Here is a 24886-nt window from a genome sequence, read left to right on the forward strand (position 1 = left end):
TTTTGAGTAACAGCTTGCCTGCTCTTCAAAGCCAGCTACTTTTAGCTGCGACTATTTTTTAGTCTAAACTACAGTCAATAAATCAGCCAGATAGACCACAATTAAAAGGGTTATTATTGAGGAATTTAATCCCACTAATAACCCTTTTAATTCAGTCAGTTTGAATTAAATTAAAAGGCAAATTCTGCAATTGAAAATTCACCCAAGCAGCCGCCGCCACTCCCGATCGCAAAGCAGCATCAATTTGACCATCCCCGCACAAATCCCCCGCACAAACCAGCGGCAAAGTCCCCTCAGCGGGCAAACAAGAAACAGGCAAAGGATTTCGACAAAAAGCATAGCGCCAGCGGTGAACCTGCAACCATTCCGGCTGATTCAGCCAAGGCATTAAATGTTCAGAAGTGCGATCGAGCAATTCTTGACCGATAATATTTAAATCAGTAGCTTCTAAATAGCGATCGGCAAAATTAGCAGTGCTGTGAACCACAAACACAGGCTGCTGCGGATCGAATCGCTTGCTGCTGTCGAGGCCAACCCAAGCTAAATCAGAATCATCGGGAAAAGAAACCGATTTCCACTGCGGATTGAGATTGCTCAACTCTGAATTTCGTTCCGCAGGATAGCCAGCCATAACTGTAATGCAAGGGTCATATTCTACAGAACGCAATTTGTCAATAAAATCTGGCGACAAACCGATTTCCGAATCCAAAAACATTAAAGCTTGAGGAGCAGGAATTGCTACAACCACAGCCTTAGCAATCAATTCTTGAGGTATCTCTAAATTGTCGTCGGTAACTTCTAGGGAAAGTTGCCACAATTGGTGATCTGTAGCAGACATAGCTTGGACTCGACGGCCATACCAAATGTCTAAATCCTCAGCCAGATACTTACCGACAGCATTCATCCCAGCAGGTGCGACATAACAGGAAGTGGGAATCGATAAAATTTCTCCTTGTCGGAATTCTCCCACACTATCCGTCCAGAGTTTCAGAATGTGGCGATCGAGCAAAACCTCAATTAACCCCTGCACCGCATCTCCCTGCGGCTCCAAATAGCGAGCCCCGTGATCTGCCCTAGTGCCGTGCACACGGCGAGTAGCGACTCGTCCGCCGGGGCCGCGAGATTTCTCCACAACTACCACAGAATAGCCCGCGAGGCGCAACTGCCGAACACAAATCAGCCCCGCCATCCCCGCACCGATGACCGCAACATCGAACATAGTTTAAATTTCAGTTGTTTAGATTTAGTTGAGTCTTGGATACATCAATGCCCAATAAACCTGGTTTTCTACCACACTTAAAGGCCTTAATGCACTTTTTTTGTTTAGGAAAACCAGTTTCTGCGTCCATGACTATAGTTATCAGCTTGAAACTAGATATCAAGACGCGGAATTTTTAGACCAGGTTTTGGCGAACAAAAAACCTTTAGCAAACCCCTAAACTTGGAGTTAGTTTGCGATAGCAACGAGCCGTGATTAAGTGAGGATGAAAAACTTCGATAAAATTAGACTGAAGTTTATAAAAAAATGTGTCTATTGCTTCCCGATCTTCTAGGTGAAAAGGAAATTCTTGATTAAAACCTTTGAAAAAATACCAATTAAGGATCAGTTGTCCTGACGGGGACAGCATCTTGTGAAAATCCAACAACTGCTGACTGGGATTTGGTAAATGTTCAATCACATCTAAACAAATAATCGTATCAAAAACTTCCGTGGGGGATATTTCCAGACAACAGGAAATTTTGTCACTCAATCCTAACTTAGCAGCTCGGCTTTGAACTAAATTGCAATTTATGGGGTTAATATCGCAATAAACTACTTGTTCTACTTCAGGGCAAAGGGCGGCTGCAATAGCATGAGTTCCAATACCGCCGCCAAAATCTAATACCCGACCGCGAGCGATATCGGAGATCAATGTTAAAGTACCTCCTATGTACTCCTGACTTGACAAATGCCAAGCCCCAAGATCGAACAGGTAAGCTTCTCCTACTCGATCGCGATAAAACTCGCTAGCTTCTTCCCAGTCAAAATCCCGATGACCTAGTTCTGCCAAGGATTGTTGACTAAATTCCATCCTTTGTTCAATTGCTTCTGCATCTAAGTTTAAAAAATCCTGTAGATGCTGCTTTAAACTGAAAGCATCTTGCCAATATCCCTGTAAAAAAGACGGTGCGACAGCAGAAGACATAATTTACTAGCTCACAAAAAATCCCCATCTATTATATGATTAACTGACATTCTTTTACAGAAACACACTCCCCACAAAATCCTTCGTTGATAACTAATAAAATAGTGTGGGTTCACGGTGAATTTGGGAGTCCTGAAGAGGCTGGGTTGTAGCTAGCCAGAGGCTGTGCTGCTATGGGGGTTTGGGTGACAAAGCCGATCGATAAATGTTGAGTTGAAAACGAATGATCTCGATCGCGATCGCAAAATCTACGCACAAAAACTAAAGCTTTCCGGGTTCCGCAAGCGGGGCGATGGCTGTAACGATGTTTTTTTGTACAAAAAGCAGGTTTCTGTGCAAGTCCTAATTCTGCCTTGATGCCGAATGCTTTGCCTGCGATCGGCGATCGCCCGTCGCGCCAGGTAGTAGAATAGGGAACAGCACGAATCTACAGGTAAGATTAGTTGAAAAAAAAATGTAGCGCTCGGCAAGTTCCAAAGTGCGCTACTCAGCGACAATCTAAATCTAAAATCTAAAATGGTATATGGGAGGGCAAAATCTTGGACGAACTAAGAGCAGCACTAGAATTGACAACAGAAGAAGAATTGCAGCAACTAACCGAACTGTTGTTTAGCCGCAAGTTTAACCCTTTAGATTACGTGCAAACCCCCGCACCGATAGACGTACAAAGTCGCGATCGCGAAGCATGGCTAGACGCCGTAGAACAGCGGTTTCGGTATCTTGCGGCCGACGGGTTGACGGTACTCAGAGGGCGAACCGAACAAGTAACTTACAGACAAGCACTAATTCAAGTTTGCCGCTATCTCAAAATCCCTTATCCCAAACAATTGTCAACCACCGACTTAGAAGCCGAAGTATTTCTGCACTTAATGGGCCGCGCGTGGAAGCGTTTGCCGGCAGATGAACAGCAAGCGCTGACAGTGCGCGTACAGCGAGCAATTGTTGATTCTAAACTCTCTGAACCCTTGCCAATTTCTGCTGAAAAAGACCCGCTGGGTTTGCTGTTCAAAGGTGGTAGCGCTTTAGCTGTGAGTTCCATCTTAAAACCCATGTTGCTGAAAGTGATGGCGAATCAATTTGCGCTGCATTTTGCCACCTATCAAATGGCCAGACAAGGAGTGCTTGCAGGGACTGTAACCGCAGCAACCCAGTTTCAAAATTATGTCGCAATTCAGACGGCGCGGCGCGGTATGGCCGTGAGTGCGGCTCGTTACGGTGCGACGCGGAGCGTGTTTTCGTTGCTCGGCCCGGTGATGTGGACTTGGTTTTTAGCGGATTTGGGTTGGCGATCGATTTCCACGAACTACGGGCGCATTATCCCGACCATTTTTGCCTTGGCTCAAATTCGATTAACGCGATCGGAATGCGCTTGGGAATTAGCTTAACAATTTTAGATTTTAGATTTTAGGTTTGGAGTGTGAGTGAATATCGAAAATCGGTTTAAATTAGCTGCCAAACAGACAGCCAAAAATCTTAAGTCTCGCCTGCAAAAACATCCCGATCGCCAACTGCAAATCCCTTGGAATTGCACTCAATTGGGGACGCTAATTTTTCCGATAGTTCCGATTTTGGGAGCATTAGGTTTATTCCTGGGATTGGCGGGCACTTGGAAGCAAAAGTTCCGCCAAATTAGCCGCCGCCCGCTGCATCGAGGATTCGCAATTCTGAGCGCACTGCTAGTCATCACTGTGGTTTTTGCCAACAACCGCATTGAGGCTGTTTTAGGCTTGTTTAATTTCTTACCATATTTCATATTGTTTGCTGCTTTCAGCAGTTTAATTCAAACTCCGGCTCAGTTGCGACAATTGTCTTGGATGATTGTAATTAGTTCAATTCCCGTGATAATTTTGGGTTTGGGACAGCAATTTTTAGGTTGGAGTGGCATCGATCAATTGCAGCCTGTTTTTGGCTGGGTACTAGAACCTAAAGGCAATCCCCCTGGCCGCATGGCTTCTGTATTTATGTATGCTAATATTTTAGCTTGCTATCTGACAATTGCTTTTATTTTAACACTGGGATTGTTGATGGAAGAAGGGTTCAGAAGGAAGAAGGAAGAAGGAAGAAGGAAGAAGGAAGAAAGAGGGAATAAGGAAATAATTAATCAATTCCCAATTACCGATTCCCAATTACCAATGCCCAATGCCCAATGCCCAATGCCCAATGCCCAATTCCTATTTTTAAGTTTGGCTGTGCTGGGAAATGCTGTTGCTTTGATTTTTACTAATTCTAGAAATGCGTGGGGATTGGCCGTTTTAGCAGTTTTGGCTTTTGCATTTTATGCGGGTTATAAAAAAATATTAGCTGCGGTATTTAGTGGGGTTGGTGCAGTGTTTTTGTCGGCGTTTGGGCCGGAACCGCTGCGGCAATATTTACGAAGAATTATCCCGGCTTTTTTCTGGGCCAGACTTACCGATGAGATGTTTCCAAATCGGCCGACTGCTACTTTGAGAACTACTCAGTGGGAGTTTGCTTGGTCGATGACTCAGCAGCGTCCTTGGACTGGTTGGGGACTGCGAAATTTTACCTCTCTCTATCAAACTCAAATGCACGAATGGCTTGGTCATCCTCACAGTTTGATATTGATGCTGACTGCGGAAAATGGAATACCCGCAACGCTTTTATTTTTGGGTTTAGTTGGCTGGGTTTTGGCTAGAGGTGTTTTGTTGTTGATGAATTGGCCTGTTTCTGCGGCGGACATCCAACAAGAGCAAATAGCAACAGAGGAAGTAGGGGAAAATGCTTTATTGCTCAATCAAAACTCTCTAGTAATTAGCACAACTCAGGTATTTTGTCAAGAAAAACAAGCGGACGATCGCCTAATTTTCTTCAGTTATTTATTAGCCTTCGCCGCCTGTACGCTGTTTAACACTGTAGACGTGACGCTGTTTGATTTCCGAGTCAATACAATAAGCTGGTTGCTGTTAGCGGCGATTTGCGGTGTTGGCGATCGGGCATCGGGAATTGGGCATCGGGCATAGGGTATTGGTTATTGGTTATTAGAGCGAACAACCAACAACCAACGAATAACTAATGACTAATGACTAATGACTAATGACTAATGATTAATGACTAATGACTAATGACTAATGACTAATGACTTCCTTTATTCCACCGTCACCGACTTCGCCAAATTGCGCGGCTGATCCACATCCAAACCCCGACGCGCTGCAATGTGATAGGCCAACAATTGCAGCGGAATCACTGTCACAATCGGCGACAACAATTCATCCACCAAAGGCACCGGCAAAACGTGGTCAAAAATATCGGCTTCCGCTTCGCCCTGCTTCGGGGTAACGCCAATTAAACGGGCGTCGCGCGCCTTGGCTTCCTGAGCGTTGGAAAGGACTTTTTCGTAGACGCTTCCGGGCATCGCGATCGCCACTACAGGCACTTTAGCATCCAAAAGGGCGATCGGGCCGTGTTTCATTTCTCCCGCCGGATATCCTTCAGCGTGAATGTAGCTAATTTCCTTCAATTTCAGCGCCCCTTCCAAAGCAATCGGAAAGTTAATTCCCCGCCCCAAAAATATAAAATCTTGGGTTTCGGTAAACTGGTGGGACAATTCCTCCACATACTGTTCTTGAATCTCCAAAAACTTCTCAATTTGGCCGGGCAAATGGCGTAAACCAGCAATAATTTCTGCCAATCTCTCGGTGCTGATTGTTTGCCGCTGGTGTGCCAAATCCAAAGCTAAGAAATAGAAAGCCATCAACTGACTGACAAAAGTCTTAGTTGCAGCCACGCCGATTTCTATACCAGCGTGGGTATTTATGACGTGCGGCATCATGTGGGCGATCGAGCTTTCTGTCCTGTTAGTAATGCCCAACATTCGCGATCGAAATTTATCGGTAAAACCCGCGCGGCGCTGCTGTTCCATCCCCAAAGCAGCCAACGTGTCCGCCGTTTCTCCCGACTGAGTTACCCCAATAATTAAAGTATTTGCTGTTAGTGGCGCCGGTGCGTAACGGTACTCAGAAGCGTACTGCACCGCAGTAGGAATATTCGCTAACTGTTCCAACAAATATTTGCCAATTAGCGAGGCGTGCCAGCTCGTTCCGCAGGCGAGAATTGAAATTTGTTCGACATCGGCGCAAAGTTCATCTGGCAAGTTGAGATTGATGGGAGAGCGCAGATTTCCCGGCTGCCAATCGCTGTCTAAATAAGCATCCAAACAAGCTCGGACTACGGCAGGCTGTTCGTAAATCTCCTTGTGCATGAAGTGTTTGAAGCCTTGTTTTTCGACTAAAACCGGACTCCAACCAAGGATGCGCGGGCTTTTTTTGAGCCTTTCCCCTGTAAAATTGTAAACTTCGACTCCCATCGGAGTTAGCCTAGCCAATTCGCCATTTTCTAAAGATAAAACGGCGCGGGTGTGAGATATTAAGGCTGGCGTGTCGGAAGCGCAGAAAAATTCGCCGGCACCAAACCCAATCACCAAAGGAGCTTGCTGTCTGGCAAGAATTATTTCGTCTGGAAAGTCGGCGCAAATAACGGCGATCGCAAAAGCTCCTTCTAACCGATTTACAGCCTTAGAAACCACTTCCAAAAACGACAAATCTGCAAGTTCATCGGCTGTTTGATCTTTTCCTTCTTCCTTCTTCCTTCTTCCTTCTTCCTTCTTCCTTCTTCCTTCTGCAAAAAATTCAGCGATTAAATGAGGAATAACTTCTGTATCCGTATCCGAGACAAATTTATGTCCCTTCGCTGTCAATTCTTGCCGCAACTCGCGATAATTTTCGACAATTCCATTTTGAACTACGGCAATTCGCCCGCTATTATCCATGTGAGGATGAGCGTTATATTCCTCTGGTTTGCCGTGAGTTGCCCAGCGGGTGTGCCCGATGCCGATGGGAGCCGGAGAGTCTATCTCTGCTAGCTTTTCCCGGAGGTTGTGCAATTTGCCCTTGGCTCGGATGCAGGTAATTTCTCCTTCGGAGATGGTAGCGAGGCCCGCTGAATCGTAGCCCCGGTATTCTAGTTTCTCCAATCCTGCTAGCAAAATCTCGCTTGCTGCTTGCGTGCCGATATAGCCAACGATTCCGCACATTTAAGATAAAACTCCTGCTTAGCGATCGTAATTAAAACCCAGTTTTATTATTGAGGACTTATGGGCGATCTGCCAAAAACCTGTTTTTTTTGCTGACTCTTGGTGACTCCACAGACGATTTTTGGTAGAAAAACCAGGTTTCTGGGTAAGTCGTAAATCGAGATTAACCCAGAAAATCTATTTTTAGGGCAAGCTCCATCTTACACAAAGGCCTAGTCCCGCTGGCTGGATGTCGCAGCAAAAAGAGAGGGGGCAATTTAATCGCCCCCTCTCTTGTGCCGGTAATTCGATCGACAATTCGATCGATATTTAGTAAGCTAGACCCATACTGCGAGTGGTTTCGGCTCCCAGGTAAACCCGGATGCTCAGAAAATCGGTAGGACAAGCTGTTTCGCAACGTTTGCAACCTACACAGTCTTCTGTGCGGGGAGAGGAGGCAATCTGAGCTGCTTTGCAGCCATCCCAGGGCACCATCTCCAAAACGTCAGTCGGACAAGCGCGGACGCACTGAGTGCAGCCGATGCAGGTATCGTAAATTTTGACTGAATGAGACATTGAATAAAGGCTCCCAACGAGTCACTAAAAATTTGCTGATTCTGTGAGTTAAAAGATTTGACGGCTTGATGCCACCGCTATAACCTGCACAGAGAATTAAAGGCTAGTCTACCGCAGTGGCTGGAAGCACTTCGCCAAAAAGCGACAAAACTTCACAGTTATTCACGCTTCCACTCCCATAGAAGTAGCTTGAAGAGCGCTGTCCCGACTCGGATACGCGACTGGGGACAGCACTAGGGTATGATTTCGATCGCCGGATTCGGTCTTAACGCGAGATCCCGATGGCACTAGGGTATGATTTCGATCCGCCGGATTGGATCTGAGCAAAAACTCAAATTCTGACTGCAAAACCGCGCCAATCGATCGACTCAAAGCCGAATTCGTCGAAACTTGTATCCGTTTTTAGGCGGACTCGGCGGAAACAGTGGCTTTTGTGCAGATAAAAAACCGCAAACTGACTAATATCAACGGCAAGATATTGTTTGATGCAAACAGTCCATTTGTAATGGCATAAACCTTGAAGCCTTGAGACTCTACACTCGCAATTTGCAAGCATTGCTTACCGCTACATGAGCTATTAGAGGAATTTTACCCGTTTGTCAATCTACTTTACGCTGTGAGGCAATGAAGGGAGATCGGGGAGCCAAGAAGAAACCCACGAGACTAGCAAATAGAATCGGTGTAAAAGTGCTTAACCCTGTCAACTTCGCGAGAAGCAGAGTTGTACTAATTGGAGTGCGAGTAACCGTTGAATTAAGAGCCGCCATTACACAAATCATTGCCAAAGTCTCATTCGATCCGACGGGATTAATGATAGTGATTGCCTTTCCCAAACAGGCTCCTATAAAAAATAGCGGAATGATTATTCCCCCTCGCCAGCCCCCATTGATAGTCACACTAATGGCCAATACTTTAACAACAACTAAAGTCAAGAGAAATGCAAAAGAAAATTTTCCATCAACAATTTTTTCAATTTGATGTTCCCCAAAGAAACGAGTGAGCGGAAAGTAAGCTGATAAACCACCAAGTGCTAGTCCGGCTAAAGTAGTTCGCACATAAATGGGACTGTGTATCGAATCAAACAACCGACCAACACCGCGAAATATAGCGATAAAAAACCATCCCATAATCGCCCCTACGATTCCATAAGCAATCGCTGCGCCAAAGTCATAAAGGCTTTCCACATTGTACTGAGGAAAATTCCATGTAGGCCCAAGCCCAAGCTGAGTAATTGCGACAAAGATGGTGTAACTTGCACAACTTGCCACTACCGCAGGCAATATTGCTTCAAAATACTCTACAACATTCTGATGATGCAGGATTTCTAAAGCAAAAAAAGTACCGCCTAAAGGAGCACCGAACAAAACTGTAAAACCAGATGCCATACCAGCAAGACTCAAAGTTCGTAGTGCTTCTCCGCTTAATTTAAAGCGATCGGCTAACCAGGTACCAATTGAACCTGTGACTTGCACCATTGGTGATTCTGGGCCCGCACTGCCTCCACTGGCAATACTGATTAGCGACGACAGAATCATCGAAGGATTTTCATTCATTGGTAATCGCCCACCCTTGAGATGAATATTGTCAATAATCAACCCAATTTCTCCAGGATTTCCCAGCCAATGAATGATCAAACCGATGAGCAAACCAGCAAGGGGCATGACGATTAGTAGAGAAACTCCACTAAAATTTTCAAATCCCCGCATCAGGTAAGACAAACATATCCAATAACTTGCAGCAAATAAACCACAAATTATTCCTAGCATTGCCCATATTAATACCGAACGTGTGAGATTTATTGGGTTTCGTTTCATTGTTTTTTCTTTGTCTCTAACTAGGAAGTTAGGAAGTATTAAAACTATTTTGTATAATAGTATACAGCTTTTGTGGTCTGCATATGAATCTAACCACCACACTTGCTTTTGAGTGTCAATCTGGCGATCGAATGCGCTCTAGCAATCGCAGTCGCACAAGGGCTTGTAAGGGAACTGAGGCATGGTCGATCGCTCAGTTCGATCGCGCGTGCGTCCTGGTGTCCGCAATCCCGGAGCGGACACCAAAACGCACGCGCGAACCAATCGCGAGATCTGTCAATTGACAGAACATGATATTAAACGCACTTCAACTCTTAGCGGTGTCAATATAGCAATCCTTGCAGGATTTACTCGTTACCAAGAAGAGCCTGGTAACGAGTAGCTAGTAGTCCCACAAATCCTGCAAGGATTGCTATATAAGTCCTAAATTACTCATAACTAAAAATCCCAGCATACCCGATTTTTCGCTCGAAAGGCTATATATCTGCTGCATTCCCAAGCTCTAAATTCCTGAAATCATCTGCGTTGATCTGTGTTTATCTGCCTGAAATCTGCGGTTAAAAGTCATTACTACAAAACCGCGCCAATCGATCGACTAAAAGCCTAATTTTTCTAACACCGGCTTAGTGGAAACAATATGCCGATCGAGTCCCAGTTTTTTGGGCTCCACACCCAAAGCCAAAGCCACCAATTGCGGCAAATGCAGCACCGGCAAACCCAATTTGCGATCGATCGCTTTTTCCACCTCCGGCTGCCGCGAATCCAAATTTAAATGACAAAGCGGACAAGGAGTTACCATACAATCAGCGCCATTGTCAAGAGCATCTTGAATATGTTTTCCAGCCATCTGAAAAGATTGGTTAGTGGCATAACTCGCCAGCGGCCAGCCGCAGCACTGCGTCCGCCCTCGATAGTAAACGGGAGTTGCGCCGATCGCCCGAAACACATTTTCCATCGATTCAGGTTGGTGCGGGTCATCGTAAAGCAGCTTATCCTGAGCTCGCAGCAGATAGCATCCGTAAAAAGAGGCGCACTTCAAACCGGAAAGCTTGCGGGTGACTCGCTTCTGCACTTCCTCCAGGCCGTAATCTGCAACGATCGCCCACAATAGATGTTTCACCTCGGTAGTGCCTTGGTAAGGCGAACAGCCTTGTTTTTCCAGCAAACCGTTGACTTTTTCGAGGTAAGGTCGATCGGTCTTTTGGGATTCCTTGAGGCGATCGTCCACATGACCAATTACGCCTTGACAAGTGCTGCAATGCGTCAGCAAAGGCAGATTCAGTTGCTCAGCCAAGGCAATATTGCGGGCGTTGACAGTATCTTCGAGCAACTGCGAATCTTCCTTAAAAGTACCAGAACCGCAGCAGGAAGCTTTTTTGAGTTCCACCAGTTCAATGCCCAAAGCTTGAGTTAGCGCCATTGTAGACAGGTAAAGTTCGCGGGCCGCCCCTTGGGCTACGCAACCGGGAAAATAAGCATATTTGAGAGTTTGGGATGGCATAGTCGTTTTTTGTGGGAGACAAGGTTCAGGACAATGGACAAGAGCGATCCTCTTCGAGGGCTGCGCTAACGGATTTCATCTCTATAATTACCGTATCAGAGCCTAGCTAGCGGTGAATTGTCAGCTTTTCTCAAGAATTTTGAGACCGATTCACCCAAAAAATGCAACTGTATAAAAACTTAAAACCCATATCCAGCAAGTAATCCCAATCTCAAATCTCAAATCTCAAATGGTATGAGTAAGTTGCTACTACATTGAAATTGTATATTTCGATGACTTGAGCAAAAATCCTCTTCCCATCTCCCAATCTCCCAATCTCCCCCTCTCCCAATCTCCCAATCTCCCAATCTCCCCCTCTCCCAATCTCCCCCTCTCCCAATCTCCCCATCTCCCCCTCTCCCCCTCTCCCCATCTCCATCTCCCCCTCTCCCCATCTCCCCATCTCCCCCTCTGCCTCGTGTCACTTAGAAAAGCGGCAAGCCTTTTTCTTGCAGATCCCCCTTTCGGATAAGATTAGATACGCAGCAACCAATGAGGACACGATGTTATGAGTCAAGACGACATTTTTGCCAGAGTCAAGAAAATTGTGGCCGATCAACTCGAAGTCGATCCGAGCGAAGTCAAGCCCGAAGCCAACTTTGCTAACGATTTAGGAGCAGACTCCTTAGATACAGTAGAGTTGGTCATGGCCTTGGAAGAAGAGTTTGATATTGAAATTCCCGACGAAGACGCCGAAAAAATTACCACGGTTCAAGCTTCTGTAGATTTCATCAGCGAGAAACTTGCAGCTCCAAAAGCATAAAATACCTCTCTTTTCCCCTAAGAGGAGAAAAGTTAAAAAACTAACAACTCCTCTTTTGTTCTGCGTTCTGGGTGTTTAATTTTTTGAAACTGAAATCATGACAAATTTAGAGCGTAAGCGCGTTGTTATCACTGGTCTCGGCGCGATTACACCGATCGGCAATACCTTGTCTGAATATTGGGACGGGTTGCTTGCTGGGAAGAATGGCATCGGCCCGATCACCTTATTCGATGCGTCGCGGCACGACTGCCGGATTGCTGGAGAGGTAAAGGGTTACGACCCACACGACTATTTAGAGCGCAAAGAAGCAAAGCGGATGGATCGCTTTGCTCAATTTGGGGTGTCAGCGAGCAAACAAGCTCTAGCTGATGCAAAGTTTGAGATTAATGACCTGAACGCAGAACAGGTGGGTGTCATTCTTGGCACCGGCATTGGCGGCCTCAAGGTTTTAGAAGACCAGCAAGAAATCTATCTGAATCGCGGCCCCGATCGATGCAGCCCGTTTATGATTCCGATGATGATTGCGAATATGGCCGCAGGCCTGACAGCGATTCACACTGGCGCCAAGGGGCCGAACTCTTGCACGGTGACGGCTTGTGCTGCGGGGTCAAATGCGGTGGGCGATGCGTTTCGCATGGTTCAGGGAGGTTACGCGCAAGCGATGATTTGCGGGGGTACGGAAGCTGCGGTGACACCTTTGTGTGTAGCAGGTTTTGCTGCGGCGAGGGCGCTTTCGACTCGTAATGATGACCCGACTCATGCTTGCCGTCCGTTCGATCGCGATCGTGACGGTTTTGTCGTCGGCGAAGGTGCTGGCATTCTGATTTTAGAAGAAATGGAATACGCTTTGGCACGCGGCGCCAGAATTTACGCAGAAATCGTCGGCTACGGTTTAACCTGCGATGCGTATCACATGACATCCCCAGTACCGGGGGGTGAGGGTGCGTCGCGGGCGATCGCTTTAGCGCTCAAGGATGGCGGTTTAACGCCGGATATGGTGAGCTATATCAATGCTCACGGCACGAGCACGCTTCCCAACGATTCTACGGAAACGAATGCGATTAAAAAGACCTTGGGCGAAAGCGCTTACAAAGTAGCAATTAGTTCTACCAAGTCAATGACTGGTCATCTGTTGGGCGGTTCTGGGGGAATTGAAGCGGTGGCGACGGTAATGGCGATCGCCAATGACAAAATCCCACCGACAATCAATCTGGAGAATCCCGATCCTGAGTGCGATTTGGACTATGTTCCGCATACAAGTCGCGATCTAAAAGTTGATGTAGCGCTGTCCAATTCCTTTGGATTTGGCGGCCACAACGTGACGCTGGCCTTCAAAAAGTTTGTTCCGTAACCGGAAGTCAGAAACTCGCAAGTTAGAAGGTGAAAATTCAAGTTTTCACCTTCTGATTTTTTTAGATCAATTTTAAATTGGGCGCAGTGCGACGAAGAAACCGGGTTTGTTACCAAATCTGCTGGCTACAGCGAATTATTTTCGTCAAAAACCCGGTTTCTGGCCACCCGTGCGTAAGTCATAAATTTGTTGGCATTGGCGGGATATGATTGAGATTACTGCTGAGCAAATACTGCAAATCAAGGCTATTGTCGATCGTTATGAAAACTTTAAATGTGTTGAGTGCGCCACCAATATCAAAGATTACTTGATAAGTCAAGGAATTCATGGAAAGCGCATAAAACTGTACACAGGAGAGGCAATAGGTTGGAACGGCAACATTTATGATGATAGCGTGCCGGGAGAGGCTATTTCAGTAAATGGTCGTCACGAAGGAATCGCTATTGTTATCAACAATGTTGAAACAGTTTTTGACAATCATCACTCTGACGGACTTACGAGAGATGAATGGATAGCAAATCTACAGTTTCATGATAAAATATTGAATAATAAGCAGTTTCAAACAAAGGAGGAAGAGTTCTAAATGGAAACCAGTGTAAAAACAGAAGTTGGTAATCACAAGCCTGAAGTCGAATCAGAATATTTATTGGACTTACTGCAAAGAATTAAACAGAGACCTGGTATGTACTTGGGCAAGTGTTCCATTACCCGCCTGCGTGCATTTTTAGATGGATACGGTATGGCTAGAGCAGAACTTGATGTGCCAAGAAGTCAACAAGAACATGATTTAAACGGATTTCAAGAGTGGATACAAGAAAGATATCAAATTACGTCAACTCACGGATGGGACAGTATAATTCTCTTCTTTTCTGTTGATGAAAAAGATGCCCTCGATAAATTTTTCAAACTATTGGAAGAATTTCTCGATCTGGCTAAGATTGCTGAGGACAAGCACAATTAGTATAGATGTCTCAAATCCTCACTTCACAATCCCTAGAGCTAGATTTCACCTTATTTCTCGGAAGTAATTGCCGAGATCGAATATTTATTACCCGCTAAGCTAGGAAATTTAACAGAAAACCCTTGCACATTTTCCTGATTCAAATTAGCAGCGTAATATTGCTTAATTTTGTCAAAAGTCAACTCGCCTTCTGTCAAATCATTTGTATAAGCTGTTTCAAGTTCCCTCATATACCCCAAAGCTGCTGCAAAGCCTTCAGGATCTTTCTCTGCCTCAATTTGAACAGATAAAGGATTTCCTGAATCGTTTTCGTAAAGTAAACTAACTACTCCTTTTCCTGCCCTTTTCCATTCAAAACCAGTAATTTTTTCCTTATTAATTTCAAGTAAACTATCGCCGTTTCTGACAATCAAATAGTTTTCTACATCAAAAATCATGGGTGGATCAGAAACTATAGTTAGTTCTCCCCATTCCCCAACTCTTAAATAGTATTTGCCATCCGCCCTAAAAAATTCGTCTATATTACCATAATCAATGCTGCCATCGGGATCTGCAATTGGGCTGATGTTGTTCACAACCAAATCGTAGGTTTGAAGGTGGGGGAAATTTACCGTCATCCGCCGATAACAATACTGTTCCGCTGGTAAAGGTTGAGTGTATAGAGAGTGATTCTCAGTGAGGACAGTTTCTAAGAGGATTTGTATAGATGTTTTAGCATTAATGCTGAGTACATAGCTATCCTCTAAATAAATATTTTCAAATCCCGGAAACTGCCAGTAGTTTAAGCGTTCCATTGTTAAATGTCCCAATCGATAGCCGTAGGGTGCGTCGCTGTCAAATTGTCACTCTTTTTTTAGGGATTGTCGATGGCGACGCACCCTACAAATATTGTTGCATGATTTTTGATAAATGGTATTAGCTTATTTGCCCGGTAACAACTCCAACCGATATCGGTACAAAGCCACAGGATGCCCCCCAGCAGCAAAATAATCCGGGTCTTGGGGCGATAAATAAATCGCTGTCACCTGATCCGCTACAATTTTTTTACTCGCAGAATCGCCATTTTCTCCGCCTCCAACTACTCGATAAGCCGTGGTTGTTTCCACCTCGTTTAAATAAATATCAGTCTCTCCCCGAAACACCTGCTGAGAAATCTCTGTAGACATAAATTCATCGGGATTGGGCGTTTCAGTGCCGCGACTGGTAACAATCGAAATTAGTTGGCGATCGCCTTTGAGTATGGTAATCTGGCGGTTGGGATTGTTCGGATCGACTTTCACGGAAAGTACGCCGCCGTCGCCTAAATAGGCTTTGGCGATGTTCAAACCGTTAAAAGTGCGATCGCCCACAATCTTCTTCGCTAGCTTAGATTTATAATTAGAAAAAATACCAGTATCTATTTCCGGTTGAAATCGCACTTGAAATAATACGGGCTGCTGTAAATACTGGCGATTTTTTTCAAATCCAGGCGTGACAATATTTGGCGCTAAAGGAGCGGCTAAATCCACCAAAATGCTCGCAACATTCCAATTTCCTCCCATCCAGTCTGGATACACCAAATCTCCCTTAGCTACAGCGATGGGAGGCTTGCGATCCCAATTGGGAAAACTGGAAATGCGATCGGCCAAAACCCCCGCCCTGGCAGCCCCACCCCACAGCAGCACAGCCAAAACCAAACAAAAACCCCAAATCACTCTCATACCAAATTACATTCAAACAGCTAATTTTTTCTTTCTCTTCTTTCTTTTATGCGTTCTCAGCGCCTCTGCGATTAATTAATCCATAAGTACGCAACACATTAGTTAAACCTCATATTTATAGCATTTTCAGAAGCAGGCAAGATGCCTGTTTCACAAAAATAAATTTGCCGCTTGTGGGGTGGGCATCCTGCCCGCCCCAAATATGCAATTTCAAAGTCGAAAAGCCTATTTTTCAAGTGTCTCAACAGGTGCGGGTTCCCAAACGTCCCCGTATTGTTCCTTCAATTCTTGCCAATTTTCCACCTGTCCCGGTTCATATTCCCCCGGCTTTCCCCACTGCAAAAACGCGCTCAAAGCAGCCTCATTTTGCTCGTCGAGGAAACGAATTGCATAAGTTGTAAAATTGCCTCTTTTCGCCTCCCCAGTCTCGAACTTCACCTGTTTGATTTTGTCCATATTCAGGTGAAACTCAAATATTTCGGCGTGCATATTTGCATATTTACCCTTCGGTAACTCCGCATAAAACAGCTTGTGAATCGAACCGCGTACTTCCAGGACAGCCGCGCTGCTAGTCACAATTAAACGCAGTGTACCCAATTTTTCGCAAGCTTCTAAGAATTCTTTCAGATTAGGCATAATTTGGTAATTGGGAATTGATAATTGGGAATTGATAATTGGTAATTGGGGATTGGTAATTGGTAATAACAACCCAAAACACCAAATAACTAATAATACCCCATGACAACTGACAACTGACAACTGACAACTGACAACTGACAACTGCCCACTGACAACTGACAACTGCCCACTGTCAACTGTCAACTGACAACTGCCCACTGTCAACTGTCAACTGTCAACTGACTACTTTTCGTGCAGTTCGTAAGCAGCGACAATCCGCTGCACTAGGGGATGTCTCACCACATCCGCCTGATTGAATTCACAGAACGCAATGCCCTCAACGTTGCCCAGAATTTGTTGGGCAACTGACAATCCCGATTGTTGGTGTGGTGGCAAATCTGTTTGAGTGATATCGCCTGTCACTACCATTTTCGATCGAAAGCCCAGACGAGTCAACACCATTTTCATTTGAGCAGGCGTTGTATTTTGAGCTTCGTCCAAAATTACAAAAGCATTGCTGAGAGTGCGCCCTCGCATATAAGCTAAAGGAGCTACTTCGATCAAGCCTCTTTCCATTAAATCGGCCATTTTTTCGGGGTCGATTATTTCTTGGAGGGCGTCGTAAAGCGGACGCAAATAGGGATCGACTTTTTGCTGCAAGTCTCCCGGCAGAAATCCTAATTTTTCCCCAGCTTCTACGGCTGGCCTGGTTAAAATCAGCCGTTCGTACTGCTTGCTTAACAGCGCTTGCACGGCTAAAATAGCTGCTAGAAATGTTTTGCCAGTACCCGCAGGGCCGATGCAAAATGTCAAGTCGTGCGTGCGTACTGCTTGGACGTACTGGCGCTGTTTGAAGGTTTTGGCTCGAATTTCTTCGCCGCGGCGGGTTTTGGCGAGTACGTCTCGCTGTAAGTCTTGCAAATCGCCTTGGCGGTTGGTATCCAATGCGTAGCGGGCCGTCTGGATTTCTACTCCGGTGATGGTTTTGCCGGATTTCCAGTAGTCGGAGAGCGATCGCACTAATTTATGGCACAATTCTACTTGAGTTTTTGTGCCGGAAATCAGTAGTTCCTGGCCTCGCATTACCAGGTTAGCTCCGGTTTGCTTAGAAATAATTTTCAGGTTTTCTTCTTGATTGCCGGCTAGCGACATGGCGCTTTGAGTGCTCGGTAACTCGATTGTTAGTTTTTCAGTCATGCTAGCATGAGCCCCTCCAAATAAGCAATTGAATGTTAACAATTAACGGTTAAATTAGCCCTACTTTGCGAACAAAAAAACGCCAGATACTAGATTTTACCTAGTATCTAAGCGTCTTTTCTGTTTAACTCGCCAATGAGTTTGGTGCTTGAGGCACAAATCAAATCTCCCTTCTTTGAAGTGAGGTAACTTTAGATTTGAGATTTGAGATTTCAGATTTTAGATTTACCTGATCCCGCTGAGATTTCAGATTTTAAATTTTACATTTGTGTCCGATCGCAAAATCGGCAATCTAAAATCAAACGATACAACAGGCAATCTAAAATCTAAAATTCTTGCTGGGTTCTTCAGTTAATAACCGGGAGTATTTCTGCTCGTTCTAAACGTAGGTGTGTTAGTACGGCGAGGTTGCTCTCTCGGAGTTCTGCTAGGTAAGGGAGTCGGCGATGGAGGCGCTGTCCGGGGGCGGAAATCGCCTCGCGGCTCGCGCGTGCCACGATCTGGTCGATCGCGATCCGGGCGATCGCCCCTAGGCGGCAAGGAGTTGCGATCGCCCGCTTCGACATCATATATGTCTAAGTAGAGAGACTGACCAGCAGTTTGCGCCACCGCTTCGAGGGTAGTTCTAATCGCCTGAATATTGCGTCCGCCCCTACCATAAACCCGGCCCTTGTCAGGATCTTCAAAAGCGAGACGAACCCATACCCGCGATTGACGCGGGTGCAGTTCGCAATCAACCCGCAAAGACGCGGGGGTCTCTAAAAAAGGCCCAATTAAAAACTGTACGAGTCCAGCGTAGTTAGGACTAGCTGACTGCTGCTGTGCTGGATTCAACGTTGGCTCCGGCTCCGACTTGTTCAAATACATTCGCTTTTCTCAGGATGTCACGCACGGTGTCAGTTGGCTGAGCGCCTTGTTGTAGACGCTTGACAATCGCTGGAACATCCAGCCTCGTTTCGTTATTTCTAGGGTTGTAGAAGCCGAGTTCTTCTAGGGGACGGCCGTCGCGGCGGGTAGAGCTGTTCATCGCTACAATCCGGTAGCTTGCCTCGCGTTTCTTTCCGTATCTCTTCAATCGCAGTTTGATCATCTTCTTGCAGAATAGTCCTGTTTCAATTCTAAACTATTATGTCGGTCGTCTTTCGGCGAACCCCAACTCAACCCCTATTTCTTAACCTCCCAGCAAAATATCGCTGCGATTTGCTGCCCCCAAAGCTGGTCTAGCACCGTCAATGTGCGGTGTAATTGCTAGCGGCAGGGCCGATGCAGTTCCCCACTGCTGCACCAATTTTTGCAAAAATATATCTTGCTGCGCTCTCAAAGAGTCCCAATCGGTGCCGCGATTGATAATTGCAAACCAAACTAAACCCCGATCGCGCGTGGGTATCGCTCCAGCCAAAGCAATCACCGTGTCCAAAGTACCAGTTTTCACCACAGCTGATCGCGGAATGTGCCGATGTTCCACAGTTCCCTTATCGCGCCCAGACACCGGAAACAAGTCAGCAATTGTCAGCCCAGTAGTCTGAAGGTTGCGGGCGATCGCCTGCATCATCCCGCAAGCCGCCCTCGGAGACATCTGATTTTCGACTCCCAAGCCCGAACCGTTAATTAATTGAAGTTCCGCCTCCGGCACCCCCGCCGCCCAAGTAGCTTGCTGCTGGACTATTTTTGCCCCGCCCAAATTGTCCGCCAGCATTTGGGCAATTTCATTGTCGCTGTGGACGTTCATCTGCTTGAGAATTTCGGGTAAAGGGAGCGATCGACGCTTCAGCAGTAAATGCCCCGAACTAGCAAATTTCTCAGCAATCACGCTGCCGGCGATCGTTACTTGCGACTTTTTAGTTCCCGGAGCCATCTTAGAATACATTGACAGCACGTCCTGCGGCCAACTACGGCTATCAAGTGCCTGTCGCAGACCCTCCCCCGCAGCCACAGGATCGGACTGGTAATTCATGCGGAAATTGCCTGTCACGACCAAATTGCCAGCCACGCGATCGATACCCATTTGATTGAGAGCATTGCCAACGGCGATCGCCTCCTCCCAAACAAACAGCGGATCGCCCCCGCCACTGACCACCAAATCTCCCTGCAATACCCCATTCCTAATCGGCCCCGTTCCCCAAAACCGCGTTTCAAACTGATAATCCACGCCCCAAGTTTCCAGGGAAGCCAGAGAAGTCGCAATTTTCGTCAGCGAAGCCCCAGGCATCAGCACCGTTCCCTGCTGACTTACCAGTGGCTGCATTCCCGCTTGCACCCAAACTCCCTGATTGCCGTCAATCAGATGCTTCGCCTTCAAATCTTTTAAATATTCCTCCACCGCCGCGGATGCCGGCAAGTCTGAATTTGCCGCATCTATTCCCCCAAAAGCCAGCTCTTCGGCTATCACTAACCCGGGTATCCCTCCCCGCCAAGCCAGTACCGACACAGCGTTGGGCGCGGCACTGCGTACCCCAGCCATGTCCAGCCATAGAGACATGATTCCTGAGCTAAATAAATCCAGCATTTTTTACTCCTAAAGTCAGTCGATTTTAGATTTTAGATTTTAGATTTACTCCGCTGATGAATCTGGGAGATTGAACTTTGGTCTAAAATTTGGGGGCCGAGTCACGACGAGTGTCGGAAACTTGTACCCGTTTTTGGGCGGGCCCACTGTAAACTATTCCATTGAGTTTTTCAATTGGCAGTCAAAAATAGTAAAGTAGGGACAAACTCTATCAGATTAGTCGTCAATGACAATTGTCCGATCGGGCGCGAGCAGATTTGAGTTATTTATTCCCACTTCTGGATTCAGACTCCAGACAAGCAAGAAACGGGTACAAGGCCCAGACGCTCTTGAGTGGATGCTCCCAAAATTTTAGACCAAAGTTCCTGCTCCCAGATTCAATGCTGCAAGTCAATCTCAAATCTCAACTCTCAAATCTCAACTCTCAAATCGACTGAGTTCCTGGTAGAATTTTTAGTGTTTCTCAAACATTGGTCAATGGGATCGACACGCGCAAGAATTGCAATAGACGCTATGGGTGGGGATCATGCCCCCGCCGAGGTTGTAGCTGGAGCGCTTAAGGCACAAGCAGAATTAGGCGTAGAGATTTTGCTGGTGGGCGACCCGCAGCAAATAGAAGACTCGCTACGTCTTCAAGACGCGATCGGCCGCGTCTGCAAAGGTCAGCTAGAAATCGTTCCTTCAGAAGGAACGGTGGAAATGCACGAAGAACCTCTAAGTGCCCTCAAACGTAAGCCCAACGCTTCGATTAACGTAGCGATGAACTTAGTCAAGCAGCAGCAAGCTGATGGTGTGGTGTCCGCCGGTCACTCCGGCGCGGCAATGGCTGCTGCCCTGCTCAGGTTGGGACGCTTACCTGGAATCGATCGCCCTGCGATCGGTGCAGTTTTGCCGACAATGGTACCTGGCACATCTGTACTGATTCTCGATGTTGGCGCTAATGTGGACTGCCGCCCCAAATATTTGGAGCAGTTCGCTCTGATGGGAACTATTTACAGCCAGTGCGTCCTGGGCGTAGCCGAACCTAAAATCGGTCTGCTCAACATTGGCGAAGAACCTTCTAAGGGCAACGACGCGGCGGTTCGCACCCACCAGTTATTGGTGGACAATCCGAACATTCCTTTTGTGGGGAATGCTGAAGGCCGCGACGTGCTGTCGGGGAACTTCAACGTAATTGTCTGCGACGGGTTTGTCGGCAACGTGTTGTTGAAGTTTGCCGAAGCGGTGGGCGAAGTCGTGGTGCAAGTGCTTAAGGAAGAATTGGCCGCCGGACTCAAAAATCAAATTAGCGCTCCCCTCTTGCAAGAAAGCCTCAAGGGGTTTAAGCAGCGGGTAGACCACGTTGAACACGGCGGCGGTTTGCTGTTGGGCGTTGCTGGAGTTTGCATTATCAGCCACGGTTCGTCTCAAGCTGCCTCGATTTTTAATGCTATTCGTTTGGCGAAGGGGGCTATTGACAACCAAGTGCTGGAGCGAATTCGATCGTGCAATCGCGAAAGTGCTTTGGAACAAGAAGCTGTGAAGTAGAGGCATTCAGTTGACAGTTGACAGTTGACAGTTGACAGTTGACAGTTGACAGTTGACAGTTGACAGTTGACAGTTGACAGTTGACAGCTACCTCTCCCGGTCAGGAAGAGGATTAGAGTAATGAATAGTCTTCTTTTACTTTCTCCCTACAAGGGTTCCGGCTTTCAACCAATTCTTTCTGGTAAGTAGAAATTAAAAATTGAAAATGTCCAATTAAAAATGTCAGCTTAAATACTCTGTTTTACTTAAAAAAAAAGTAATTTCAGCAGTTTAAAAAGAATTTTAATTTGTAGTTTTTAATTTTTAATTTCTCGACAGAACGCTCATAAATGGAGAGGAATGTTGCAGCAATCAGGGTTCGGCATCGCCGTCACGGGTAGCGGTTCTTGTACACCGCAGGTTTCGCTTGATAATAACGGTTTGAGTCAGATAGTAGAAACGTCTGATGAGTGGATTGGGGCGCGAACGGGTATTCGATCGCGCAGGCTGGCGGACGATCGCACTTCTTTGTGCGATTTAGCGTCCGAGGCATCCCGAAGGGCGATCGAAATGGCAGAAATTTCGCCAACAGATATCGATTTGATTATTTTGGCTACATCGAGCACTGATGACTTGTTTGGCACTGCCGGCAAAATTCAATATCAGTTAGGCGCGACAAAAGCTGTGGCTTTTGATTTGACAGCAGCTTGTTCGGGCTTTGTGTTTGGTTTAGTTACAGCCTCCCAGTTCATTCGGACAGGAGTTTATCAAAATGTTTTGCTGATCGGAGCAGATATTTTATCTCGCTGGGTGAATTGGTCGGATCGCGGTACTTGCATTTTATTTGGAGACGGTGCAGGTGCGGTGGTATTGCAGGCTTCAGAAGTCGATCGCTTTTTGGGATTTGAAATTCGCAGTGACGGCACGCAAAATTTGTCTCTAAATTTGGCTTACAAAGCCGAGTCAAAAGAATTAATTGAGGGCGTGAATATCGGACAAGGTGGATTTCAACCGATCACAATGAATGGTCAAGAAATCTATCGCTTTGCCGTGAGAAAAGTGCCGGAAGTCATAGAAAAAGCGATGTTTCGGGCAAATATTAGCGTCGCAGAAATTGACTGGCTGCTGTTGCATCAAGCCAATCAGCGGATTCTCGACGCAGTTGCCCAAAGGCTCAAAATTCCCCCGGAAAAAGTAATCAGCAATTTGGCAAATTATGGCAATACCTCAGCAGCTTCAATTCCGCTTGCCTTAGACGAATCCGTGCGTCTGGGTAAAGTTAAATCTGGTGATACTATTGCTGCGGCTGGTTTCGGTGCAGGTTTGAGTTGGGGGGCGGCGATTTTTCAATGGGGAAGGTAGTACGATTTTAGATTTTAGATTTGAGATTTTAGATTGGGGAATTACTGATGAATTATGGGTTGGGATCGCGGGCCGGCGGTTTCATTTTTTTGGGGAACTGGTATAATATTTGGCATATTTCAAATTGCCAAGCGTGATTGTCGGGAGTGTAACCCTTGAAAAATAAAAATCCTTTAACACGCACGCCATCATACATAGGGTAAGGTGCGCACGGAGGGGTGCACCTGGAGGACAGCAGTTCTGGACAGGCTCATCCTGAGATGAAAAATTCTCTATTGTTCGATCGACTTTCCCCGGCCCGAAGGTTGAAAATCGGGCTACGGCTATTCAACTGATTAAATTAGCCTAAAAAAATATAAACGTCGTAAAAAACGCATTTATATGTTAGGATTATGAGTCGCGAGTAGATAGTTCGTTAACAAAAAGATAGCGGATACCAGCCACCGAACTTAAAAGCGGGAAACAAAGAATTTTTGCAATCACAAATTAGCAACCACCAAATAGCAGATTACCGGAAAAATGACTAAAACAGCATGGGTATTTCCCGGACAAGGTTCCCAGGCGATCGGGATGGGTGCAGACTTATTAAACTTGCCGACAGCCAAAGCTAAATTTGAGCTAGCCAAAGAGATTTTGGGTTGGTCTGTCTCGGAAGTTTGCCAAAAAGAAGAAGAAAAACTTGCTCGCACTCTCTACACTCAGCCTTGCTTGTTCGTAGTAGAAAGCATTTTGGCAGACTTAATGCGAGAAAAGAGCGATCGACCTACAGTAGTTGCAGGTCATAGTTTAGGAGAATACGTTGCCCTGTACGCAGCAGGTGTCTTTGACTTTGAAACGGGATTGCGCTTAGTAAAACGCCGCGCCGAACTGATGGAGACTGCCTCTGGCGGGCAAATGGTGGCTTTGATCGGGTTCGACAGGCAGGAATTAGAACTGCAAATTCAGTACAGCCGAGATGTGGTACTGGCAAACGACAACAGCGAAGCACAAGTCGTGATTTCTGGAACGCCGACAGCAGTAGAAGATTTGCTGGCTAAAATTAAAGTCAAACGCGCCGTTAAATTGAATGTTTCCGGTGCGTTTCACTCTCCGCTGATGGCATCAGTGGCGGCAGAGTTTCAACTAGCCCTAAAGGCTGCAAGGTTTTCCGATGCTAAAATGCTGGTACTCTCGAACTCAGAACCGACAGCGACTACTAGCGCAGCTACTTTAAAACAGCGGTTGAATTATCAAATGACTAAAGGCGTGCGCTGGCGAGAAATCTCCCTGCAATTGCCGCAACAAGGAATCGATCGCGTAGTGGAAATTGGCCCAGGCAAAGTGCTCACTGGTTTGATCAAACGGACTTGTCCAAATTTAGCGCTGGTAAATGTTAGTAGTTTTGCCGATTTGCCTGCTTAATCTCTTGTTAAACGGTGATTCAGCCGCCGGCCCTAAAATTGAGTTAATTGGCTTGAACATTGCCCAAAAATGAATGGCACAACAGGCAAATCCGAATATGGCTTGTTGTGCAAATTGGCGATCGACAATCCAGACAGGTAGAAAATCTCGATCGGCAAATCCTGATGTAGACTAAGCTTCAGTTGACAGTTGACAGTTGACAGTTGACAGCTACCTCTCCCGGTCAGGAAGAGGATTGAAGCAATGAATAGTCTGATTTTAATTTCTCCCTCAAAGGGAGAGGCTTTAAACCAATTCTTTCTGGTAAAAATCAAGATATCTTCAAGGAAACTGCTCAAGACTTGTCAAAAGTCGGCGGCCCGGCAGGCCCGATTAAAGT

The 24886-nt window shown here is 46.2% G+C and carries 24 protein-coding genes; 11 read left to right on the top strand and 13 right to left on the bottom strand.

Features of this window, described 5'->3' with window-relative positions:
• Nucleotides 1–151: 151 nt before the first annotated feature.
• On the bottom strand, nt 152–1219 hold the full coding sequence (locus QUB66_RS22210; RefSeq protein WP_332969764.1) for an NAD(P)/FAD-dependent oxidoreductase: 1068 nt from the start codon (nt 1217–1219) through the stop codon (nt 152–154).
• A gap of 205 nt (nt 1220–1424) precedes the next feature.
• Nucleotides 1425–2186, bottom strand: coding sequence for a class I SAM-dependent methyltransferase (locus tag QUB66_RS22215; RefSeq protein WP_265234365.1), 762 nt, complete (start codon nt 2184–2186; stop codon nt 1425–1427).
• 213 nt (nt 2187–2399) lie between these two features.
• Between QUB66_RS22215 and QUB66_RS22220 the strand changes: the two genes are divergently transcribed.
• The 3 genes from QUB66_RS22220 to QUB66_RS22230 all read left to right on the top strand — a co-directional run bounded on the left by QUB66_RS22220 (nt 2400) and on the right by QUB66_RS22230 (nt 5164).
• Nucleotides 2400–2543, top strand: coding sequence for a hypothetical protein (locus QUB66_RS22220; protein WP_332969765.1), 144 nt, complete (start codon nt 2400–2402; stop codon nt 2541–2543).
• 182 nt (nt 2544–2725) lie between these two features.
• Nucleotides 2726–3571, top strand: a complete 846-nt coding sequence (locus tag QUB66_RS22225; RefSeq protein ID WP_265234363.1) for a YaaW family protein — start codon at nt 2726–2728, stop codon at nt 3569–3571.
• Nucleotides 3572–3607: 36 nt separating this feature from the next.
• A complete protein-coding gene (locus QUB66_RS22230) occupies nt 3608–5164 on the top strand; it encodes an O-antigen ligase family protein (protein ID WP_332969766.1) in 1557 nt (518 codons plus the stop codon).
• A gap of 125 nt (nt 5165–5289) precedes the next feature.
• On the opposite strand, the gene glmS is transcribed toward QUB66_RS22230, so the two are convergent.
• The 3 genes from glmS to QUB66_RS22245 form a co-directional block, all read right to left on the bottom strand.
• Nucleotides 5290–7233 (bottom strand): glutamine--fructose-6-phosphate transaminase (isomerizing), encoded by a 1944-nt coding sequence (glmS, locus tag QUB66_RS22235; protein ID WP_265234361.1) that lies wholly within the window; start codon nt 7231–7233, stop codon nt 5290–5292.
• 309 nt (nt 7234–7542) lie between these two features.
• Nucleotides 7543–7788: a photosystem I iron-sulfur center protein PsaC gene (gene psaC / locus QUB66_RS22240; RefSeq protein WP_015175986.1), complete on the bottom strand. Its 246-nt coding sequence runs from the start codon at nt 7786–7788 to the stop codon at nt 7543–7545.
• 599 nt (nt 7789–8387) lie between these two features.
• Nucleotides 8388–9704 (bottom strand): chloride channel protein, encoded by a 1317-nt coding sequence (locus QUB66_RS22245; protein WP_332969767.1) that lies wholly within the window; start codon nt 9702–9704, stop codon nt 8388–8390.
• 79 nt (nt 9705–9783) lie between these two features.
• On the opposite strand from QUB66_RS22245, the gene QUB66_RS22250 reads away from it, so the two are divergent.
• A complete protein-coding gene (locus QUB66_RS22250) occupies nt 9784–9984 on the top strand; it encodes a hypothetical protein (RefSeq protein WP_332969768.1) in 201 nt (66 codons plus the stop codon).
• Between the two features lie 213 nt (nt 9985–10197).
• Here the strand turns inward: QUB66_RS22250 and QUB66_RS22255 are convergent, their stop codons facing one another.
• Nucleotides 10198–11103 (bottom strand): CoB--CoM heterodisulfide reductase iron-sulfur subunit B family protein, encoded by a 906-nt coding sequence (locus QUB66_RS22255; protein WP_265234359.1) that lies wholly within the window; start codon nt 11101–11103, stop codon nt 10198–10200.
• 547 nt (nt 11104–11650) lie between these two features.
• Here QUB66_RS22255 and acpP point away from each other — a divergent pair.
• The 4 genes from acpP to QUB66_RS22275 all read left to right on the top strand — a co-directional run bounded on the left by acpP (nt 11651) and on the right by QUB66_RS22275 (nt 14217).
• Nucleotides 11651–11905 carry an acyl carrier protein gene (acpP, locus tag QUB66_RS22260; protein WP_265239487.1) on the top strand — a complete coding sequence of 85 codons (255 nt, stop codon included), beginning with the start codon at nt 11651–11653 and terminating at the stop codon, nt 11903–11905.
• A gap of 97 nt (nt 11906–12002) precedes the next feature.
• The gene (fabF, locus tag QUB66_RS22265) at nt 12003–13256 is read left to right on the top strand and encodes a beta-ketoacyl-ACP synthase II (RefSeq protein ID WP_265239486.1); all 1254 of its coding nucleotides are present in this window, start codon (nt 12003–12005) and stop codon (nt 13254–13256) included.
• 205 nt (nt 13257–13461) lie between these two features.
• Nucleotides 13462–13839, top strand: a complete 378-nt coding sequence (locus QUB66_RS22270) for a papain fold toxin domain-containing protein (protein WP_332969769.1) — start codon at nt 13462–13464, stop codon at nt 13837–13839.
• Nucleotides 13840–14217: a hypothetical protein gene (locus QUB66_RS22275; RefSeq protein ID WP_332969770.1), complete on the top strand. Its 378-nt coding sequence runs from the start codon at nt 13840–13842 to the stop codon at nt 14215–14217.
• Between the two features lie 50 nt (nt 14218–14267).
• On the opposite strand, the gene QUB66_RS22280 is transcribed toward QUB66_RS22275, so the two are convergent.
• The 7 genes from QUB66_RS22280 to QUB66_RS22310 form a co-directional block, all read right to left on the bottom strand.
• Nucleotides 14268–15011 (bottom strand): hypothetical protein, encoded by a 744-nt coding sequence (locus QUB66_RS22280; RefSeq protein ID WP_332969771.1) that lies wholly within the window; start codon nt 15009–15011, stop codon nt 14268–14270.
• Between the two features lie 126 nt (nt 15012–15137).
• Nucleotides 15138–15917 (bottom strand): DUF6816 family protein, encoded by a 780-nt coding sequence (locus tag QUB66_RS22285; RefSeq protein ID WP_332969772.1) that lies wholly within the window; start codon nt 15915–15917, stop codon nt 15138–15140.
• Nucleotides 15918–16142: 225 nt separating this feature from the next.
• Entirely contained in the window at nt 16143–16553 is a 411-nt protein-coding gene (locus QUB66_RS22290) for a ChuX/HutX family heme-like substrate-binding protein (protein ID WP_332969789.1), read from the bottom strand.
• Between the two features lie 225 nt (nt 16554–16778).
• Nucleotides 16779–17732 carry a PhoH family protein gene (locus tag QUB66_RS22295; RefSeq protein WP_265234820.1) on the bottom strand — a complete coding sequence of 318 codons (954 nt, stop codon included), beginning with the start codon at nt 17730–17732 and terminating at the stop codon, nt 16779–16781.
• Between the two features lie 351 nt (nt 17733–18083).
• Nucleotides 18084–18599 (bottom strand): KH domain-containing protein, encoded by a 516-nt coding sequence (locus QUB66_RS22300; protein WP_332969773.1) that lies wholly within the window; start codon nt 18597–18599, stop codon nt 18084–18086.
• Nucleotides 18538–18822, bottom strand: a complete 285-nt coding sequence (gene rpsP / locus QUB66_RS22305) for a 30S ribosomal protein S16 (RefSeq protein WP_265234822.1) — start codon at nt 18820–18822, stop codon at nt 18538–18540. The genes QUB66_RS22300 and rpsP overlap by 62 nt, the downstream gene beginning before the upstream one ends.
• Before the next feature lie 81 nt (nt 18823–18903).
• Complete coding sequence (locus QUB66_RS22310; protein WP_332969775.1) at nt 18904–20238, bottom strand: D-alanyl-D-alanine carboxypeptidase; 1335 nt, start codon at nt 20236–20238, stop codon at nt 18904–18906.
• Between the two features lie 477 nt (nt 20239–20715).
• Between QUB66_RS22310 and plsX the strand changes: the two genes are divergently transcribed.
• The 3 genes from plsX to fabD all read left to right on the top strand — a co-directional run bounded on the left by plsX (nt 20716) and on the right by fabD (nt 24507).
• Nucleotides 20716–21765, top strand: coding sequence for a phosphate acyltransferase PlsX (gene plsX, locus QUB66_RS22315; protein WP_265234824.1), 1050 nt, complete (start codon nt 20716–20718; stop codon nt 21763–21765).
• A 339-nt stretch (nt 21766–22104) separates the two neighbouring features.
• Nucleotides 22105–23106 carry a beta-ketoacyl-ACP synthase 3 gene (locus tag QUB66_RS22320; RefSeq protein ID WP_265234825.1) on the top strand — a complete coding sequence of 334 codons (1002 nt, stop codon included), beginning with the start codon at nt 22105–22107 and terminating at the stop codon, nt 23104–23106.
• A gap of 519 nt (nt 23107–23625) precedes the next feature.
• Complete coding sequence (gene fabD, locus QUB66_RS22325; protein ID WP_265234826.1) at nt 23626–24507, top strand: ACP S-malonyltransferase; 882 nt, start codon at nt 23626–23628, stop codon at nt 24505–24507.
• Nucleotides 24508–24886 lie beyond the last annotated feature (379 nt).

Source organism: Microcoleus sp. A2-C3 (genome assembly GCF_036706065.1).
In the GTDB taxonomy this organism is placed as follows: domain Bacteria; phylum Cyanobacteriota; class Cyanobacteriia; order Cyanobacteriales; family Microcoleaceae; genus Microcoleus.